16 protein-coding genes, 2 pseudogenes and 1 riboswitch are annotated in these 17,098 nt (G+C 63.4%); of the genes and pseudogenes, 5 read left to right on the top strand and 13 right to left on the bottom strand.

What is annotated here, in order from left to right; translation table 11 throughout:
- Positions 1-17 precede the first annotated feature (17 nt).
- On the top strand, positions 18-143 hold the full coding sequence (locus ABFB10_RS13600; RefSeq protein WP_430523017.1) for a transposase: 126 nt from the start codon (positions 18-20) through the stop codon (positions 141-143).
- Positions 144-381: 238 nt separating this feature from the next.
- Here ABFB10_RS13600 and ABFB10_RS13595 read toward each other — a convergent pair whose 3' ends face one another.
- From ABFB10_RS13595 to ABFB10_RS13570, 6 genes are all read right to left on the bottom strand, one after another.
- Positions 382-756, bottom strand: a complete 375-nt coding sequence (locus tag ABFB10_RS13595) for a hypothetical protein (protein ID WP_347166921.1) — start codon at positions 754-756, stop codon at positions 382-384.
- 232 nt (positions 757-988) lie between these two features.
- The gene (locus ABFB10_RS13590; RefSeq protein ID WP_347166920.1) at positions 989-1,342 is read right to left on the bottom strand and encodes a hypothetical protein; all 354 of its coding nucleotides are present in this window, start codon (positions 1,340-1,342) and stop codon (positions 989-991) included.
- Positions 1,339-2,508, bottom strand: coding sequence for a hypothetical protein (locus tag ABFB10_RS13585; protein WP_347166919.1), 1,170 nt, complete (start codon positions 2,506-2,508; stop codon positions 1,339-1,341). Before ABFB10_RS13585 ends, ABFB10_RS13590 begins: the two co-directional genes overlap by 4 nt.
- A 40-nt stretch (positions 2,509-2,548) precedes the next feature.
- Positions 2,549-3,307 carry a TniQ family protein gene (locus tag ABFB10_RS13580; RefSeq protein ID WP_347166918.1) on the bottom strand — a complete coding sequence of 253 codons (759 nt, stop codon included), beginning with the start codon at positions 3,305-3,307 and terminating at the stop codon, positions 2,549-2,551.
- Positions 3,210-3,467: a hypothetical protein gene (locus ABFB10_RS13575; RefSeq protein ID WP_347166917.1), complete on the bottom strand. Its 258-nt coding sequence runs from the start codon at positions 3,465-3,467 to the stop codon at positions 3,210-3,212. The genes ABFB10_RS13580 and ABFB10_RS13575 overlap by 98 nt, the downstream gene beginning before the upstream one ends.
- A gap of 335 nt (positions 3,468-3,802) precedes the next feature.
- Positions 3,803-4,888: a metallophosphoesterase family protein gene (locus ABFB10_RS13570; RefSeq protein ID WP_347166916.1), complete on the bottom strand. Its 1,086-nt coding sequence runs from the start codon at positions 4,886-4,888 to the stop codon at positions 3,803-3,805.
- A 1,248-nt stretch (positions 4,889-6,136) separates the two neighbouring features.
- Here ABFB10_RS13570 and ABFB10_RS13565 point away from each other — a divergent pair.
- The 3 genes from ABFB10_RS13565 to ABFB10_RS13555 are packed head-to-tail and all read left to right on the top strand — an operon-like array spanning position 6,137 to position 9,271.
- A complete protein-coding gene (locus tag ABFB10_RS13565) occupies positions 6,137-6,574 on the top strand; it encodes a hypothetical protein (protein ID WP_347166915.1) in 438 nt (145 codons plus the stop codon).
- Positions 6,501-6,788, top strand: a complete 288-nt coding sequence (locus tag ABFB10_RS13560; RefSeq protein WP_347166914.1) for a hypothetical protein — start codon at positions 6,501-6,503, stop codon at positions 6,786-6,788. Before ABFB10_RS13565 ends, ABFB10_RS13560 begins: the two co-directional genes overlap by 74 nt.
- Entirely contained in the window at positions 6,785-9,271 is a 2,487-nt protein-coding gene (locus ABFB10_RS13555) for an AAA domain-containing protein (protein WP_347166913.1), read from the top strand. Before ABFB10_RS13560 ends, ABFB10_RS13555 begins: the two co-directional genes overlap by 4 nt.
- Before the next feature lie 208 nt (positions 9,272-9,479).
- On the opposite strand, the gene ABFB10_RS13550 is transcribed toward ABFB10_RS13555, so the two are convergent.
- The 7 genes and pseudogenes from ABFB10_RS13550 to ABFB10_RS13520 all read right to left on the bottom strand — a co-directional run bounded on the left by ABFB10_RS13550 (position 9,480) and on the right by ABFB10_RS13520 (position 14,658).
- A complete protein-coding gene (locus ABFB10_RS13550) occupies positions 9,480-10,871 on the bottom strand; it encodes an ABC transporter ATP-binding protein (RefSeq protein ID WP_347166912.1) in 1,392 nt (463 codons plus the stop codon).
- Positions 10,868-11,488, bottom strand: coding sequence for an ABC transporter permease (locus ABFB10_RS13545; RefSeq protein ID WP_347166911.1), 621 nt, complete (start codon positions 11,486-11,488; stop codon positions 10,868-10,870). The genes ABFB10_RS13550 and ABFB10_RS13545 overlap by 4 nt, the downstream gene beginning before the upstream one ends.
- 265 nt (positions 11,489-11,753) lie before the next feature.
- On the bottom strand, positions 11,754-12,347 hold the full coding sequence (locus ABFB10_RS13540; RefSeq protein ID WP_347166910.1) for an ABC transporter permease: 594 nt from the start codon (positions 12,345-12,347) through the stop codon (positions 11,754-11,756).
- Positions 12,348-12,438: 91 nt separating this feature from the next.
- Positions 12,439-12,669, bottom strand: a pseudogene (locus tag ABFB10_RS13535) (ABC transporter permease); the annotation flags it as partial.
- 28 nt (positions 12,670-12,697) lie between these two features.
- Positions 12,698-13,885 (bottom strand): ABC transporter substrate-binding protein, encoded by a 1,188-nt coding sequence (locus tag ABFB10_RS13530; RefSeq protein WP_347168015.1) that lies wholly within the window; start codon positions 13,883-13,885, stop codon positions 12,698-12,700.
- Entirely contained in the window at positions 13,785-14,243 is a 459-nt protein-coding gene (locus tag ABFB10_RS13525) for a hypothetical protein (RefSeq protein ID WP_347166909.1), read from the bottom strand. Before ABFB10_RS13525 ends, ABFB10_RS13530 begins: the two co-directional genes overlap by 101 nt.
- Positions 14,244-14,271: 28 nt before the next feature.
- Positions 14,272-14,658, bottom strand: coding sequence for a (2Fe-2S) ferredoxin domain-containing protein (locus ABFB10_RS13520; RefSeq protein ID WP_347166908.1), 387 nt, complete (start codon positions 14,656-14,658; stop codon positions 14,272-14,274).
- A gap of 536 nt (positions 14,659-15,194) precedes the next feature.
- A riboswitch (cobalamin riboswitch) is annotated at positions 15,195-15,414 on the bottom strand.
- A 569-nt stretch (positions 15,415-15,983) separates the two neighbouring features.
- Between ABFB10_RS13520 and ABFB10_RS13515 the strand changes: the two are divergent.
- Positions 15,984-17,047 (top strand): annotated as a pseudogene (locus tag ABFB10_RS13515) (IS3 family transposase).
- Positions 17,048-17,098: the final 51 nt, after the last annotated feature.

Below are 17,098 nucleotides of genomic sequence, written 5' to 3'. Positions count from 1 at the left end.
GGAACTGGAGATTGGAAATGAAGAGACGCAAGTTCAGCCGCGAGTTCAAAGTTGAGGCGGTGAAGCTGGTGACCGAACGAGGTGTTTCGGTCTCTCAGGCGTGCCGGGATCTGGAAATGGCAGAGAGAGTGCTGCGTCGGTAGATGCGTGAGGCAACCTCGGCTCCTGCGACGGCTTTCCCCGGCAACGGGCAGCAGCGCGCCGAACTGGCGGAGATCGCAGCCCTGAGAAGGAGGTCGTTAAGCTCAAGTCGCTACCTCCGGTCATTCGCAGCGCCTGGCGCGAAGGTCCGCAATGGGCCGACCACGGCGCTTCCGGCTGAGGTTTCACACCTGCGCATCATGCAGTCCCTAGCTGACTCACGAAGGTCTCGAGGCGAAGTCACTTCGCCGCTGTATCCTCAGCCGCCGTCGAGAAAAGTGCTTCAAGGAGCCCTGGTTCAAGCCAATTCCGGTCTTCCAGAATCTCTGCATCGACAACGGTCGGCTGACGCTTCAACTCGCCCAGGCCAGACGCCATGATGCGTGACATACGATATCCGCCGCGATGGCATAGATAGACGGAACCTGATCGACCAAGGAAGCGGTATCCGAGGTCATCCGCATGAACGGCCTGGATGCCTGAGTTTATTCGCCAGGCATCCCCACTGAGATACCCTCCGCGCCAGCCGCCCAACACTCTGAGCTGAGTGAAAGCTCTGTCCCGCGTCGCAAACGAAACGTTCAGAATCACCCAGTCGTCAGGTGAATAGTCCATGTGCGTCTTCTCCATAGTTCGTTGTCGGGAGCGCAATATGTGGTGGGCGTGACACCGCCGGCCAGGGATGAAGCCCGATGCAAAGACTGCATCGGGGTTTGCGCTCGTTATGCCGTGAAGCGGGGTGACCGAGGGCTTTGGGGGATCCCGTTACAGCTCGACCGCAATGCTGGCCAAGTGGCCTGGTCTGTCTCGCAAGTGGTATGCCTCGCGTGGCGAAGCCGCTCGTCACCTACTTGTCGTCGAAAGGAGCCAGGATCGTTCTCAAGAACTCATATGTCTCTTCCGCCACGTCCTCCGCAGCTGAAGCAGGCAGGTCGTGATACCAGAACGACATTGGCAGGGTTTCCTGAATCCAAGCGGGCTCCGCGTAGGTGTTGCGGAGATGAGCGATAAATTCTGCAAACTCGGCCTCATGGGCTTTGATGGCCTGGCTCCGGGGGCCAGTAAGTTTTTCGCAGTGAACGAAGACAGTACATTTTTCGCCCAGAACCAGCGCATAGATGCACGGGATTTGATGAGCTTCGCAGTAGTTGGCATGATCCGTCACATCATTGCGGTCATATGTCGTGATGAGGTACTTCATTCCCCGTCGTTCTCCTTGTTTTGATGGCTTCTCGGTTTCGCGACGGCAAGGTCAGCTGCGGTAGCGGCATCGCGCTCGAAAACCGCGCCGTAGTCCTGCCCGTCCGGGCTGAAGGGCTCGAGACCCGCAGCCGTCAACTTGGGCCGGAGCGCTTGCCAAGGCATGCCAAGCTCGACGGCCAGGCCGCGCAGGGTCACGAAGCGCTTATGGAAAGTGGCGAGGTCGCCCGGAGCCAGGAAGCGCTGCCGCGCCTTGGTCTTGGGGTGTCGACCTTCCGTGGAGGGGACATGTCCCTCACGCACCAGCCGCATGGCGGCGGAGCGTGTCAGACCGCACTGGCGGGCGAAGACGTCGATACTGAGGCCGGGGGCCTCGGGGCGATCCAGAAGGCGCTCGATCTCGCCTTTCGTGACCACGATGCTGGCGTAGCCATCACGGTTGGTGTGCCGGCCGATCCGCTGAACCCTGCCGTCCTCGAGCAGCTTCAGGACCGTGCCGGGGGAGACCTTGAGGCTTTGCGCAGTCGTCGGGATGTCATCCCAGCCGTGCATGTTCACGTAGATCGGCTCGGCACCAGTCAGCAGGCTTTCCAGATGCAGCTGCGCGGCACGGACGTCCCAGAGTGGCTTGTGATCTCCACCGCCGATCGCGGGCGGGAAATGACCCTCGTTCCGCAAAAGTTCGAACTGCGAGCGGGACATGCTCAATGCTTCCTGGAAGTCCTTCGCGGACACCAGGGTGTTGATCCGGTCGAGATGTGGCTGCGCTGCCCTGACATCGAACAGCTCCCACTGGTCATCGCGCTCGGTCTCGGCGGGCCGGACGAGACCGACATCGACCAGCAGCTTGCGCAGGCGCCGGGGATCCATGCCAAGCTCGCGCGCGGCGGTGCGGACCGAGTGGACCTCTCGCTCCAGCACAGGCTCTCCCATGAGGTCATCCCCCGGACCTAGTGGCCGGGTGCTTGCGATGTGGTCGCGGAGAAGCTCCCGGAAGGGAGCGTAGGCCTCGCCCAGGAGGTCGAAGGCGAGCCTGTCGTACAGCGCGCCGTACTTCTTCTTGGGGCCGTCGGTCGGCTCGCCAATCGTCTCCTGCAGCTGCATCAGGGTATCGCGGACTGTGGCTTCCCCTTGGGTCGCGAAGCGGAAGCCCATCTCGAAGGACATCCAGGCAAGTTCCGGGCCGAACTTCTTCCACTTCGGGTATCTAACCGCCCAGATGGCGCGGCACGAGCAACTCGCAGAAATGCGCGGCGGCGTAGAGGTCGAACTGATCCAGCCAGCTCTCCGTGGGGGTGCCCGCAAGGCGCGCCTCGATCCATTCGTCGAACGGGTTGGGGGCGCGAAGCTCCTTGTCCAGTTTTCCAGCCCATACGCCGGGCGCGATCTCGGCCAAGCGAGCGGCAGCGTCGTAGCGCCGGCTGACATTGGCCTCGGCCCATAGCGGAACGAGAAGATGGTGATGCTTCAGGCAGAGTGTCACAGGCCGGAAGAGCCAGTGGCCCCTGATGTACATGTCGCCTTCAAAACTGTCTGGGGCGGCTTCCGCATCCTCCCGCAGACAGGCAGGGCAGCCCCGGACGGTGCTTTCCTTGATGGCCTTGGCATGAAGACGATTGCCGCGGAACTCATGCTCCCGGTTGCCCAGGTAGCGCGGAGACCAACGCCGCAGCTCCTCGACATCAGTCGCGCTGAGATCTGCCAGACGGGCCAGAGCATCGGGCGTGCCGTCAATCATCTTGGTGAATGGCAGCCCCATGTCGGTACAAAAGCCCGCAGTATCCACGCCGTTCATCGCGGCGAGGCGCGATACGAAGGAGAAGGCAGTTTCCCGATCCTGGAGATCGGGCGCGAGGGGAGTGGTGTGGTCAACGCGGCGCCTCGTAGTCTTTTGTGTCTTCCTCAGCAGGCTCGGCCTCTTGCGCGCGACCGTGCATCTCCTCGGGGCTCTTGGCGATAAGGTCATCGATCAGGGGAGCCTGAATTGGCGGGGCGCTTTCGATGAAGCGCTTCACCCTTTCGGGATCAGGGGCGGCAGACCGCGTCGTCCCAGAATAGGCGACGATGACACGGACGAGGCCGAACAGGCAGACGAGCATCCCGGTGATCGAGATCAGTGCATCCATGCTCAACAATCCGGACCACTCTCGTGCCAGTGAGAGCATCGTCATCGACTTCCGCCCTGAGGATCGTGACCATATGCTTCTGGGTCGGCCCTGGTCGTCGAAGGGCCCTGCGCGTCACTGCCAGCGCTCTCGTGGTCGGCCCGAAGGAGGTGCTTCGGCAGGGGAGGAGCGGTTTCGATGAACCGGCGGACGCGTTCCGGATCGGGCTCGGCAGAGCCGATGCTCTGCCCGTAAATCATCAGCGATCGGATGATGGCGCTCGCGCCGATTACCATGCCTGCAATTCCCAGAAGGGCGCCCATGGTCATTGATCGCCCCCATTTACGTCCGGAGACTCAGGCGTCGCTGCCCGTACCGAGCGCGACGATGACATCGGTTGCGTAGTACGCGTCTCCTTCCGGCACGACAGGGCAGGCGCATCCCCTCAACGCGTGACGCAGAAGGGCGCGCGTTTCGGGTGTGAGCTTGTCCACCAGGACAGGAACGCTGGTTTCGCTGCACCGAAGCGCATACTCGAAGTCCTGCCCGAGCGTCTGTCGGTCGGCCGGCAGTTCCCTAACCTCATTCGAGGACTGCGTGTTCAGCGCCGCCGCAATGAAGCAGACCTCCGCCAGGTCATCCTCGTCGGGGCCATGATCTTCGTCGGGGTAGCCGATTGAAACGTTCTGAATACGTGTTCCTGCAACCACGGAGGACAGCCGCCGGTGGGAATGCCCGAAGAACCATGTGTCGATGTCGCTCCGCTCGATGACTTCGGTCAGGTCTGAGTGGAAGGCTGGTGTGAGACCATCGACCGGGCCTGCGGCGGACGGGTGCGGGCCGTGGTGCGTGACGACAAAGGTCCGGCCATTGCCGGCGAAATGTGGGGTCGCCAGTCTTTCTTCCAGCCAAGCGCGGTGTTCCCCATGCACGGCGATTATGTCCTCAGGTGTAACCGGGACAATGCGGCGCGGCAGCACCTCGTCCGAGTCAAGCGACACATGACCGGGCGCTTCGATGGAGATCATGTCGAAGTCGCGCATGAAACAACGGGCGAAGTTCTTGGCAGCCTCCTGATCCCCCAGTAGGTCAAAGTTCGTCCATAACGTGGCGCAGAGAAATCGGTCGCTGCGGTGGCGGAGTTCGGTCTTCTGCACGAACCAACTCCCGCTGGCGTGAACCAGGGCACGGAGCCGGTTCTCGTTGTCGAGCCGCCCAGAATAGTAGTCGTGGTTGCCGGGGACGACGTAGATGCGATCGGCGGGAACATAGCGGCTCAGGTAGGCGAGCGCGTCCTGCAGAGACGGGCCGAAGGTGTCGGACAGGTCACCCGCGACGATCAAGGCATCGACGTTTTCCCCGAGCAGCCGATCTTCGAGGCCATGAAACTCGAGCGGGTTGCTGCCATGCCAAAAATAGGACTTGAGGTGGAGGTCGGCCATTACTGCGACCGCCCCGCCATTGTCCGGGATTTCGATAGGGTTGGGGCCGGGCAAAATCGCCTCCGATGAATTCGAGCGAGTTTTGACCCACAGGGAAGGCAGGCCGCGTCACGGCTGATCGCGAGGAGTTGCAATGCTCGACTCGCTCAGCCGAGGGCAAAGTGCCCTGCGGCGGCAAGGATCGCAAGCAGTTGGAAATAAATGGTTTTTCACAAAATCATTGGCGACCCAAAGCCCCTGGATTCGCTGGACTTAAGGCGTCGACAAGTTTCTTTTTCGCAAACGACTTTCATTTGGTCGTCACGCCCGCCTGGTTGTGACCTTAGTTTGGGGCCCATCCAACCGAGGAAGACTGCAGGCCGCCGCAACTCGGCAGTTCGTATCCGGTATAGCACCAGGGCCTACGACGGGGCTTCAGCAGGCATCGGTGAAAAGCGTGACCAGACGGCATTCGGAGATATCCTCGATCACCAGCAGCTTGGATCGCCGTGGGATAGCCACGCCGCCAAGGATGCGGGGTGTGCCAGGGCGGAGGCTACCTCAACCTCATCGAGGTCAGGCAGGTGGGACCGGCCCATAGCGGGCACTCGGAACATAGTTCAAGTGCCGCAGCTGCAGCCCGCTTTGCCGACTTTCGCTGTCAGTGCTGCGTCTCGACTTGGGACGCTGCAGTACGACGAGGGAGCGAATTCTGCGTGCAGTATCCCGGCTCGCGACTTGCGTTCACTGGGTTGGTTCGGCGTACAGCGCCCGCATTGGTGCTTCCCTCGCCTGACGAATAGCAAAGTCGGTTCGATTTGCCAGTGACGAAAGAAATTTTTGGAGAGTCATTCCGCCGATTTTGAGAAACCTGCAATTTCGCAATTTGCGTGAAGGTCGGATCACCCCTTGCACTCAAACATCCGCTGGGTCACTAATCAGGAGTTTGCACTGCAAGTCTACGGGAATACGAAGTTTTTCGCCGTAGCAGTTCAACGGTGGCTTCAAATGACAGCATCTCTTTCCAAAGTTCTGCGGTATTGGCGAACATCCTTGGCAGATGGTGCTCTTGGCGAAGGGACGTTCCGGGCAGCTGATCGAAAGCGGTTCATGGTGCTCCCGAATGAAGCACTTAAAACCGGCAGTGTGCCAGAGCCGCTGGTGCAGTCCTTGTTCCGGGGGAAGGATGGGTTGGGCACCGTCTCTGTGCGCTTTTGGCCTTTGGTGACAGCCCGTAGGGCGTCTCATGCTGCGTCACGGGCGGATGGCATGCCAGAGATCGTCGCCCCAGTCGTCACCGAAGGGTTCGTGGATCGGTCAGGAAGGATCGTGCCAACACGCAATGCCATTGCGCGTGACCTTCTGGCACCGTTGCCACGGGGCGCCTTTGCGCTTGGATCGGTGGAAGATCTCGACGCCTTCCTGACGACAACGCCTCTGCCGGAAATGACCACCGCAGACGGCTGGCAGGACTATCGCACGCATTGCCGTCAAATGCTGGACGCCCTGTCGCCGGGTTGGCCCACGGACGAGACGGAGTATCTGCCGACCGGGAGCGGGTTCATCGAGGTGTCGGATGGCGCCGATGCAACGGTTCGCGGCATGCTCGACCTGTACGACAGCCTGTTGGCCAATGAACCAGATACCCCGCTTCTGCGTCAGATCGCCTTACCCCGTACCGGAGAAGGCGGCAGATCAAGGCATTGAAAAGGAATTTGGCCGCCGTCTTGGGCATTCGAACCCGCACTTTCCGCTGGCCGAACATCAACGGCAGGTCCTTGCCTGGCTCGACGCCGCGAAACCCGGCGAGGTGATCGTGGTGAACGGTCCGCCCGGGACTGGCAAGACGACCTTGTTGCTTTCGGTACCGTGGCCGGGCTTTGGGTTAAAGCAGCGCTCGACGGAGGTGATCCGCCGGTGATCGTGGCGGCTTCGTCGAACAATCAGGCGGTCACCAATATCATCGATGCTTTTGGCAAGGATTTCGCGCAAGGCGAAGGTGCGTTTGCCGGGCGCTGGTTGCCGGACATCAAGAGCTTCGGGATGTTTCTTCCGTCGCATTCCCGCCGCATGGAGGCCGCGCAGCGCTATCAGACCGAGTCGTTCCAAGCTGAATGTGAGTCTGTCGCTTATGTCGAACGGGCGCGGGCGGTCTGGCTGCACGCCGCAGGAAAGGCGTTCCCGGGTTCTGAGAGTACGGATGTCGCCGGGTTTGTTGCAAAGCTTCGGGATCGGATGACCGAAGAGGCCAATACGCTCCGTAACCTTGATGCGGCGCTGAACCGCCGCAATGCGTGCGCCGCCGCCCTCGTGTCTGAACTCGGCGAAGAAGCGGAGGTGGAGCACACGCGGCGCGCCGATGCGCTTCGGGTCAGTCAGGACAGGGCAAATCGACAGGCCGCTGCACGCGCAGCGCTGGATCACTACTTGGCCTCAGAGTCTTGGTTCACCGGGTTTTTCAGTTTCCTTCCTTCGGTAAAGCGGCAACGTGCCCTGAAGGCGCGGCTGGCTATCGGGGATCGGCTGGACGGACTGCGGGATCTCGCCAACGTCGAAGATATCGAAGCGCGGGTTTCGGAAGAGGTCAGACGGGGGAAAAAGAGCCTGACCGAGGCAAAAGATCTCCTGGCGCGCGCTGAAAACCTGAGCCAGCAGGCCAAGGCCAGCGAAACGACTTGGCATCAAGCGGCTGAAGCTTTCGGTGGATCGGATGCCCTAGGCGACCTTGAGCTGCGAGCGGATCTCGGCACACGGTTCAACCTGTTCCTGCTTGCGACTCATTATTGGGAAGGCCGATGGTTGATGGCGATGGAGGCGGACCTCGCGACCATCTCCGCCTCGCATGAAAAGACAGGGCGGAAGGCGGTCGAGCCTCGCTGGAAACGCCGGATGATGCTGACGCCCTGCGCCGTTGCCACCTTTGCCAGCCTGCCCGGGAAACTGTCCTGTAGCCGTTTTCAGGGCGGCAAATTCGCGAGTGACAGCCTCTATAACTTCATCGACCTGTTGATCGTCGACGAAGCCGGTCAGGTGCTGCCCGAGGTTGCCGGCGCGTCCTTCGCCTTGGCCAAACGCGCGTTGGTGATCGGCGACACGCAGCAGATCGAACCGATCTCGTCCCTTCCGGGCCCCGTCGATATCGGCAACCTCAAGGACAGTGGGCTGATGGATGGTGAAGTGGTGCCCGAGAAAATCACCATCAGCGGCGTCCAGTCAACGAACGGTAGCGCCATGCGCCTTGCCCAACAGGCCTGTCAGGTTTCGCCATGGCCCGAGCTTGATCGCGGGCTGTATTTGTTTGAGCATCGCCGCTGCCATGATGAAATCATCGGGTTCAGCAATGCGCTGTGCTACAAAGGCAAGCTTCGTCCGATGCGTGGTCCCGCGCCAGCGGACGCGCCGATTCCTGCGCTTGGATACCTGCATGTCGAAGGACGGGCATTCACCAGCGGCGGCAGCCGCGCCAACCCTGTCGAGGCTCGCACCGTCGCCGCATGGTTGGCGGATAACCGCACCTTGCTGGAAGGCCGGTATGGTCGTCCGCTGGAGCAGGTCGTCGGTGTCGTTACACCGTTTGGCCAGCAAGTGCGCGCCATCAGGGACGCATGCGCCGCGCGGGGCATCACCGTTTCAGGGCGTGACGGCATGACCATTGGCACCGTTCACGCGCTGCAGGGCGCCGAACGCCCCGTCGTGATTTTCTCACCGGTCTATTCCAAGCACGCTGATGGCGGTTTCATCGACGCTTCGCCCAGCATGCTGAACGTGACCGTCTCGCGGGCCAAGGACAGTTGCCTCGTTTTCGGCGACATGGACGTCCTCGCCACGGCCCGCAGCGGGTCTCCTCGAGCCTTGCTGTCCGAGTTCCTGTCGGCCAAGGGAACCGCGTTGGATTTCGCCATGGAACCACGCGAGGATCTGACCCGTCGCGATGCTCAGATTGAGATGCTTCAGCACGCCGCCGAGCATGATGCATTCCTGATTGAGGCACTCAAGGGGGAGGGGCGGAAATACATGATCGTCAGCCCCTGGGTCGTCGCAGGAACGATTGAGCGGACAGGTCTCTTTGATGCCATGGCCACCGCTCGCCAACGAGGGGCAGAGATTGAGGTCTTTGCCGATCCGCTGCTGAACACTGGCCAGGCCGCCGGCGGTCTGGGCCAGATGGAAGCCGTTGAGCGCAGGCTATCGGAGGTCGGCATCGCGGTACATCGGATCCCGAAGCTTCACAGTAAGATTGTAACGGTCGACAAAGACCTTCTTTGCGCTGGTTCCTTTAATTGGCTCAGCGCAGATCGAAAGGGCCAATACGCGAGGCACGAAACATCTTTTGTCTATCGTGGTGGGCACCTCGAGGACGAAATCAAAATCATCCGCGATGGCCTAGCGAAACGCGCAAAGTAGTTCACGGCCCAATGCCGTCGTTCGGCTGCCCGGAAATGTACGTCTGGTCTCCATTTCTAGGCCCGGCGAAATGGATTTCGATAAGCAAGGCAAGCACAGCACGCCCGAGGCTGGAATCATCGCTCTACACAAGCAGGGAGAAGAAGACCCTGTGGCGGGAACGGGGCATCGCCGGTGCCAACGCCACCTCGCCATGAATCGCGACAGCTCAGTTCAGGTCGACCGCGCGAGCCTCGAGCCTGTCATGCATCCAATGATCGTGGCTGGCCAGGACGATGGCGATGCCCTGGTCGCGCAGGGCGGCGAACAAGTCGGCGATCTGCGCGCGCGAGACGGTATCGAGCGCGCTGGTCGGCTCGTCCGCGATCAGGAGCAGCGGCTTGGCGGCAATGGCGCGCGCGAGGGCAATGCGTTGGCATTGGCCGAGCGAGAACTCCCCGGGCCGGGCGTCGAGGTCAGCGCCCTTCAGACCGACCCGGGCCAGCAGATCGGCGGCAAGATCCCGGCGGGCGCTTCTGCGGACGCGCCGGGAAACCGTCGCCGGTTCACTGACCGTCCGCCAGATCGGCCAATAGGCATTCAGGCTGGCTGCCGGGTTCTGGAACACAGGCATGACCGCGCCGGGACGGCGCAGGGCAGCGGCCCGATCGATCCGCCCGGCATCAGGTGCGTCCTGTCCCGAGATCAGTCGCAGAATGGTGGACTTCCCTGCGCCGGACGCTCCGACCAGCCCGGTAACTTCCCCGGTCCGAACCGTGAGGTCCACTGGCCCGATCCGCCGACCGCCGGGGTGGTCGCGGCAAAGGCGCTTTGCAGTGAGCAGGGGCGTCCGACAAGTGGCTTCCCGTGGGGGCAAAGCAGGTGCCGCAAGGGCTTGCACCAGTCGGCGGGTCGCCGGATGCCTCGCCTGCCCGTACAGGTCCGCGACTGCGCATCCGTCCACCAACCTCCCGCCGTCGAGCACCATGACCCGGTCCGCATGACGGCGGACGAGGCCGAGGTCATGGCTGATCAGCAGGATTGCCGCGCCGCTGGCACGGATCGCGGCGAGGATGCGGTCGGCCCGGTCCGCGTCCAGCCCGCTCGTCGGCTCGTCCGCAACGATCAACGGCGGGGTCAGCGCCCCGGCGGCAGCGATGCAGGCGCGCTGTAGCATCCCTCCGCTCCACGCGTGGGGTGGACGATCGGCCATGGCCGGAGCCTCAGCGATACCGACTTCGGCCAGCCGCACTTCGGCCCATCCCGGTTCCGGCCATATGCCCTTGACGTGCCAGGCCTCACGCAGGTGGTGGCCGACGCCGCGCAGCGGGTCGCAGGCGGAGTATGGGTCCTGGCTGACGTATCCGACCTTGGTGCCGCGCAGGGCGGCCCAGTCCGCTTCGGTCGCCTTTGCCATCTCCTGACCGGCGATGCTGAGCCGCCCCGTCACCCGCGACTGTGGCCGATGCAAACCGAGAACGGCCTGAGCGATCGTGCTCTTGCCCGACCCAGAGGCCCCGACAAGGGCGAGGCACTCGTCCGGGGCGACGGACAGGGTGATCCCCGAAACCGCCGGCCCCACGCCATAGCTGACCGACAAGTTCTCCAGCGATAGGATCATCGCCGCCCCTCCACTGCCAGCACGTCGCGCAGGGCATTGCTGATGAGGTTCGCCGCCAGAACCGACAAAAAGATCATCAGCGCCGGCCCCCAGAGCAACCAAGGAGCGACAGCGAAGAACAGCCGCGCTTGGGACAGCATGGCGCCCCACTCGGCATGGGGCGGCTGGGCGCCGAGGCCAAGGAAGGAGAGCCCCGAGATCGCGCCGATCATGCCCCCGAGAGCGAGCGAGGCCACCACGCCGAGGTGCAGCGAAATGCCGGGCAGAATGTGCCCGGTGACAATCCGCCAGCCCGGCACCCCAGCCATGCGGGCGGCGATAACGTCGGGCCTGCTCTCGCTGTCCATCGCCATGGATCGGGCCAGACGGGCGTATCCGGCCCAGTCCGCCACGATCAGGGCGATCAGCAGATTGACGAAGCCGGGGCCGAGAACGCCGATGACGGCGAAGGCGAGGACAAGCCCCGGCAGGCTCATCATCACGTCGGCCAGCCGCATCAACAGGGTATCCACAGGCCCGCCGGTCAGGCCCGCGATGGTGCCGTAGACCAACCCGATGCCAAAGACCCCGCAAAGCACCATCAGCGCCGCGCCGAGCGACCTGTGCGCTCCGTCCATCAGCCGAGAAAGCAGGTCGCGCCCGGTCTCGTCGGTTCCGAAGAGGTGCTCGGCCGAGGGCCCTGCAGGGCGGCGGCGTAGTTGGGCCAGTCGGGTTCGTAAGGTGTCCAGAGGCTGCCGACCACCGCAAAGGCGAGGAGTAGCGCGCCGAGCATAAGCCCGGCCCGCCCGCTGCGGTGCCGCCAGAGCCGGGGCAGGAGCCGCCGGGTCGGACGCAGGGTCAGGAGCCGGGCGGCGGCCGGAGTCATGCGGGGCCTGGTCATGCTCATGTCCGCACCTCCCGCAGGCGCGGGTCGAGGGCGAGGGCGGCGAGGTCGATCAGCAGGCTGGCCGTGGTGTAGAGCAGCGCCGAGATTAGCACGAAGGCCTGGATCACCGGGAAATCCCGCGCCGTCAGGGCTGAGAGCGTAAAGCTGCCAAGGCCCGGCCAAGTGAAGAGCTCTTCGATGATGGGTGAGCCGCCCAGCAGCGCCCCGATCGAGACGCCGATGGCGGTGAGGAAGGGCAGCGCGGCATTGGGCAGCGCATGGACCAGTAGGGTCCGCCGCCGCCGGGCGCCCCGGGCGCGAGAGACATGGGCGTAGCCACTGTTCATCGCGTCGATCAGGGAAGCGCGCAGCAGTTGCGTCCAGCCCGCCGCCCGGTCCACCCCGATGATGAGCGCGGGCAGGAGCGCCATCGACAGCGCCCCGCCGGACAGCACCTGCCCGACCCCGGCGCCGACGACGAAGTATTGCAGGGCCAGAAGGCCGAAGAGGAAGGTGGGCAATGCGGCCCCGATCTGGGTGTAACCCCGGATCAGCCGGTCCGGCCACCGGTCCCGGTAGGCGGCCGAGATCAGCGCCAGGACCAGCGCCACGACGACCGAGACGACGAGCGCCAGTGCCCAGAAGGGTCAGCGTGGCGGGCAGCCGCCGAGCGATCTCGTCCGCCACCGGCCGCCCGCTGCGCCATGAGGTGCCGAGGTCGCCCTGCACCACCCGACCGAGCCAGGCGGCGTATTGCACCGGCAGGGGCTTATCGAGCCCCATCTCGTCCTGCAGTTCCGCGACCTCTAGGCTGGTCGGCTCATGCTCCGGCGCCTTGGCCTTCAGGATCCGGTAGGCCGGATCACCCGGCGCCAGCGGCAGCATGGCAAAGACCAGCACACTGGCCGCGAGGGCTGTCAGCGCGGCCTGCATCAGTCGGCGAAGGGCGACCCGGATCATCTTACTTCAGCGCGTCGGGGGCGGTCTGCCAGCCGATGTGCCGCAAGGCCACGCCGGGCTGGTAGGTGCTCCAGTCATCGGACACCAGCACCCGTCCCCGCAGCATGGTCACGTTGAAGATGTACGGATCTTCTTCGACCAGTATGTGCTGGATCTCGCCCAGGATCTGGTTGCGCATTTCGGCATCGGTCTCGGTCGCGAGGGTGGCGATCAGCTCGTCCATGCGGGCATTGGAATATCCGGCATAATTCCGGTCGGCATCGGTGGCGAGGTAGCGGGCAAGGAACCCCTGCACAGCGCCCACTGTGGCCGACCCGTTGCCCAGCAGCGCCACGTCCCAGTCGATGCTGCCCGCGGTGATCGCGGCGCCGACGTCGTCGACAGAAACGATCTCGGACCTGATGCCAAGCTCTCGCAGATAGGATTGCAGTGCGCCAGACATCGGCACCAAGTCCGGCTGCTGGGGATAGATGACGATGTCGAGGGTCAGCGCCTCGCCATCCTTCATCCGCGTATCCCCCTCCAGCACCCAGCCGGCCTCGTCCAGAAGCGCGGTCGCGCCTTCGGGATCGTGGCGGTAGTTGGCCACGGCCCGGGGGAAGTCCATGCCGTAGAGCCCTTCGGCCTCGGCGGTGGCGCCCTGAAAGACGACTTCGGCCATTTCTTGGTAGTTGACCGATTGCATGAAAGCCTTCCGCACGGCGACATCGGTCAGGACACCCTCCCCGGTGTTCATGAAGGCGGCGTAGCCGCCGGTGGACAGGGTCCCCGTGGCGAAGTTAACGTTCGGCGTGGCATCGTAGACCGGTTTGGCCGAGGCCTGCGGATAAAGCGCGATGTCGCCCTCTCCATTTTGGATCGCCAGCACGCGGGCGTTGATGTCGGTCACGAAGCTGACGGTCACGCCGGGCATGACCGGCTGCCCGCGCCAGTAGTTTTCGTTGCGGGTGGCGGTGAGTGCAGCGTCGCTCAAGTCCTCGGCCACGAAGGGGCCAGTGTAGATGCCGGCGTCCTCCAGCGCTTCCCAGCCCTCGCCCGCAGCCTCCACAGCTTCCACGGCCTGCCGATCGTAGATCAGGAAGTAGCTCTCATGGGCCAGCACGTTGGGTAGCTCGGGCACCGGCAGGGGAGTGGTGACCGTGATTTCCAGCGGGCCGGTGACCTCGAAGATCATCTCGGGCGGGACGATGCCCTGGAGCGATGACTTGTTCGCCAAACGGTAATCCATCACCTCCTTCACCGCTTCGGCATCCATCGCCCGGTACGTTGTGAAAAGTGACACCCCCGTTCAGCGTAATGACCCAGGTCAGGTCATCCACCTGCGTCAGGCTTTCCGCCAGCCAGGGCGCGACGGTGCCGTCGGGCTGGAACTCCATCAGAAGCTCGGCCACGCCGAACTCCTGAAACCAGAACCCCTCGCTCTCGGGGTCCATGCTGTCGATCTGGAACGAGGTGATGATGCGGATCGGCTGGTCCGCCTCTTGGGCAATGGCCGGCTGGGCGGCGGCAATGCCGAGGGCCACGAGCGCGGCGTGGGTGATCTTCATGTCTAGGGGCCTTTCTGGTGCCGGGAAATCAAGCGCCCGACCGGGCGAGCCGGGCGGTGTGGAAGTGAAATTCGGGTAGCGCACGACCCTCGCAGAGCACCTCGCGGACGAAGCGACGGACGGCGGCGCGGTCCGGCAGGTGGAACCAGTCGCCCTGCGGATAGACCGCGACCATTGGGCCGCGGTTGCAGGGGAACATGCAGCCCGTGGTTGTAGTCAGGCAGCGGGCAGCAATGCCCGCTTCGGCGCATTCGGCCTTCATCATGTGGGACAGGCTCGCCCCGTCGCGGACGTGGCACCGGGGCCCGCTGCAGACCAGCAGGTGAAAGTCGAAATCGGGCGGATTCTGCCAGCCGGGTTTGCCAAGCGACGGCACCGTGTCGTCCAGCGCACCGCCCATGAAGGGCCAGAACACGCTTCAGCATCTTTGCTGCCGCGTCGCCCGCGCGCGCCACCTCGGGGCCGATGCTGACGGAAACCGTGCTATTGACAGGGCGCTCTCGCCAGTTGGCAAGGGCGCCGGGCAGCCAGGCGAGTAGGCTCTCGGGAAACGGCAGGCCGATCGGCTGAAGCCGGATCGTCCGGGCGCCACCACAGCGCATCTCGTCCAGCGCCTCGAATAGACTGCGGCCCATATCCTCAAGCCGGACTAACATGTGCGGTCGGTCCGTCGCCGCTGCGCAGGTCAGCTCGAGCCGCTTAAAGCCGCCCTTGCTGAGGTTCGCCACCGAACAGGCGAAGAGGATCCACTCGCCCGGCGGGTCTCCAGCCCGGCCGGAGCCCTGGCCGCCTTCTTCTCTTTGTAGGGGTGTTACCCGTGCATCTGCCATCGTGCCCTCCGCACAAATGCGGGGCGGGCAATCCGGCGATGTCGTCGGTCGGCAAAGGCCGTCCTGTCATGGCGCATCTCCTGCCAGGCAACCCCGCCCGGTCCAAAACGTGACTGCGGCGCGGATCGCGCCGGAGATGGCAGGTCTCCTGACTTGCGGATCACAGCTCACCCAAACCTTCCCAGGCCGCATCTTGGCCCAGTGGCATTCTCGGGGTCGCTCTCCGCTCACAGTTGCGGGGGCAGTCGCGGATTCGGCGCCTTTTGGCTGCGCCTCACCGCGTTCCCTTTTCATCCCGGCATGCGGTCAGCGTGCCGGGAACCATCGATGGGACAATGGCGCAATCGCGGAGGCGGTGTCAATCTGATCAGGCGACGGATGGCGATAGTCCGACCGCGCGAGGCACAGACACTGATTTACGGTGCGGATGTTGAAGTGAGCCTTCTGATCTTCGTCAGAACCGCCTTGATCAACGAGACGAGCGGTGTTGGCCCAATCCTCTGCCGTGCCGGTTTCTCTTTTCTATCTGAGTGCCTTTGATCTCAGATCCCGAGCGGTTTTTTCCCAAAGCAGTCATCCGTCCTCGCCGCAGAGAATGTCGGCTCTCCGCCCTTCGTGTAGGCGCCTAGCGCAAAGTTGCGCCTTCCAGGAATGCCGCTTGGGCTGACACCTGCCTGCTGTGGCCATCGGCCCAAGCGGCCGCTTTGGTCTTGACCGACCTTAGGCGCGCGCTCGCATCAACCACTCATTGCGACAGCTGGCTGCTTGCCATGGCCTCCGCCCTCGACAGCATCCTGGACACATGGCGCAGATTGCGCCTAGCGCCCGCCGCACCCCGGCTGATCGAAGGCAGGCTGCCTACCGACGGCGCCATCAAGCATCGAAGTTCACGGAGGCGCAAAAGGTCTTCATCCTGAAGCAGGGCGAGAAAGACACGCCGGTCGCTGAGATCTGCCGTAAGGCCGGGATCGGCCAAGCGACCTACTTCCATCAGAAGAAAAGATATGGTGGCTTGCTGCAGGACGAGATGCGCCCGTTGAAGGCGCTCGAGGACGAGAACACCCGGCTTAAGAAGATCGTCGCCGATCTGACGCTCGACCGTGAGACGTTGCAGGACGTGATCCGGCGAAAGCTCTGAAACCTGGGCGTCTGCGAGAGATCGTGACCGGGATGTGCGTCGACTGGGGTGTGTCGATCCAGAGGGCCTGTCGGGCCATCTGCTTCGACACGTCCAGCTACCACTACAAGTCTGGGCGGACGGACCAGGCTGCCGTCGAGAGGCGGATTAAGGAGATATGCGAGACGCGGGTGCGGTATGGCTATCCCCGCGTGCATGTACTGCTCCGGCGGGAAGGATGGGTAATCAATATGAAGAAGACGCGCAGGGTTTACAATGAGTTGGGCCTTCATCTGCGGAACAAACACCCGAAGCGTAGGGTGAAGGCGAAGCTGCGAGAGGATCGCCAGGAGGCGGTCGGGCCGAATGACGTATAGGCCATGGACTTCGTGCATGATCAGCTCACCATGGGCAAGAAGCTCAGCATCCTGACGGTAGTGGATACCCATTCCCGGCTCTGTCCAGCTGTCGATCCCCGCTTCGCCTACCGCGGCGAGGATGTCGTGCAGACGTTGGAAAAGGTATGTGCCAAGATCGGCAACCCTAAAACGATCAGGGTCGACCACGGCAGCGAGTTCATATCCCGCGACCTCGACCTCTGGGCCTATGCCAACGATGTCACGCTGGACTTCTCTCGGCCAGGAAAGCCAACCGATAGCGGGTTCATCGAGGCATTCAACAGCAAGCTCCGGTCTGAATGCCTGAACGCTCACCGGTTCATGAGCCTTGCCGACGCCCGCGAAAAGTTGGAAGCTTAACGTCGACACTACAACGAGGACCGACCCCACAGCGCGATCGGATACAACGTCCCGATTGCCATGCATTATCCCGATGGCGTCACCGCCCCGTCATCGTGAGGCAGCCGGAAAAATCCAACTTCTGGCGGTCCAAGGTTGGGAAGCAGTGCA

It is taken from the genome of Ponticoccus litoralis (assembly GCF_039769985.1).
Taxonomy (GTDB): Bacteria; Pseudomonadota; Alphaproteobacteria; order Rhodobacterales; family Rhodobacteraceae; genus Ponticoccus; species Ponticoccus litoralis.
Note: the sequence above shows the minus strand (reverse complement) of the source record. Positions and strands in the feature narration are given on the sequence as shown.